Here is a 1857-nt window from a genome sequence, read left to right on the forward strand (position 1 = left end):
CCCAACCGGTGGGAGATGCCGTGGACGTCCAGGATCTCGCGGACGGGCTCGATGGCGGCACCGGTCACGACGTAGGCCAGCGGCGCGACGACCGACTCGACGGCCTCGAAGCGCACGAACGCCGGCATCACCTCGGTCCGCACCGCGTCGCGGCGACGAAAGACGTCGCTCCCCGTCACGGGATGCTGCAACGTATCAACGTCGCCCAACAGAATCTCGACCGGCTCGTCGAGCGCGGCCCACGTCGACCGAAGCGCGATCTCCATGCCGACGGCGCTGGACTGGTCGACCTCGAGGACGGTGCGCGAGATCCGAGACGCCTCGGCCCATGCTCGGTCGAGGATCTCTTCCGTGAACCGACGCGAGACGGCGACTCGTTCTTGGAACGTCGCGTAGCTGTACGCCTCAGAAAGGATCGCATACCGACCGCGCAGACCGGCGTAGTTGGTCGAGAACCGGGGTTGGGCGCTGAACGAGTACCACCCTCGAGGCGCTGTGGCCTCTTCGCCAAAGGCGCCGGGCACGTTCCCATAGTGGTACGTCGCGAAGTCGTCGTGGGCCAGCAACGAGTCCGTGATCGCAGGCAGCCATCGCTCCCTCAGGTCCGCATCGAGGACGAGTGGTGTGTTCGGGGATAGACCGGGCGCGTAGGTCAGGTGGTAGCCCATGTGCGTCCCGTTCGTCGTGTGCAGGTCCACCACGACGTGCGGATCGGCGTCGCGGATTAGGCCCACGAGCGCGCGGGCTTCGGGTGAGGCCACCTTCATAAAGTCCCGGTTCAGGTCGAGGTCTTGGGCGTTGGGACGCTGGCCCATTCCCTCGACCGGCCCGTCTTGGCGGGAGCGGTTGTCGAGCTCCATCCGCTCGTTCCCGTCCGCGTTGTAGATCGGCGCGATCATCACGACCAGGGAGTCGGACCAGTGCGAATGCGCGCTGGCCGCCACGTCGCGCAGCATCTCCAGCATCGCGTCCTTCCCGGCGACCTCGCCTGCATGGATGTTGGCGAACACCAGCACGCGTGTCTTCCCAGCCTCGAGGACGGCCTCGGGCGTCGCCGCGTCCGCTCCGATCACGACAAGGGGGAGCTCCCGCCCCTCGACGCTCGTCCCGAACGATCCGACCTCGAGGGCGGACACGGCCTCCAAGCGCTCGAGCAGGTCCACGACCTCGAGGTAGGTGCTCGTTCTCGTGTAGCCCGATTCTTCGGCCGGCGTCACGATCTGCCCGACGGGGGGGTCGGCGTCCGCGATCCGTGTCGCTTGGCAGCCCGAGAGGATGAGGGCGAGTGCAAGGAGTCGTGTCATCCGTCCTCGAGGTCGGGGTTGGCCTGCAGGCGCCGCACCATCCAGCCGTTGAGCAGGTACAGGACGAGGAGCACCACGCCCCACTGGACCAGACACGACATCGCGCTGTAGGGCTCGAGCGGGTCCCACCACCGGCTGGTAAAGCTGGCGGTCGTGGCGAGGTACAACCACCACCCGAGGAGGACGACAGCCTGGATCGGGATGATGACCGTGATCCACGTGTCCCACAGCTTCGGAAGCCGCCAGTCGGTCTCGGTGGCGATCTCCTCACGCAGCCTCGAGGCGCCGTACTTCCAGACGGCAAGAGCGATGAAGGCGCCGGACAGCATGAGCGCGACGCCCCACACGAAGTCCTGGTTGCCGAAGAACCGGTCCGACAATGCGCTCGGCACGCCGATTAGGAATGCCCCCAGCCCAACACCTAGAACGGCCTTGGGGCGGGGCGCGCCGAGATCGACAGCGACGCGTGTCGACAGCTCGATCATCGAGATCAGGCTCGAGAGGGCTGCAAACGTCAGCGCCAGGAAGAACAGAACCGCGAGCGGGGCGCCCA

1 protein-coding gene and 1 pseudogene are annotated in these 1857 nt (G+C 66.9%); both read right to left on the reverse strand.

All coding sequences use genetic code 11. From position 1 onward, the window contains the following. On the reverse strand, positions 1–1304 hold a 1304-nt coding region (locus WBA11_RS15930), incomplete at its 3' end, for a M14 family metallopeptidase (protein ID WP_424521644.1). Then, a pseudogene (locus WBA11_RS15935) lies at positions 1301–1857 on the reverse strand (sodium-dependent transporter); the annotation flags it as partial. The pseudogene WBA11_RS15935 and the gene WBA11_RS15930, both read right to left, overlap by 4 nt.

The organism is Rubrivirga sp. (assembly GCF_049648075.1).
In the GTDB taxonomy this organism is placed as follows: domain Bacteria; phylum Bacteroidota; class Rhodothermia; order Rhodothermales; family Rubricoccaceae; genus Rubrivirga.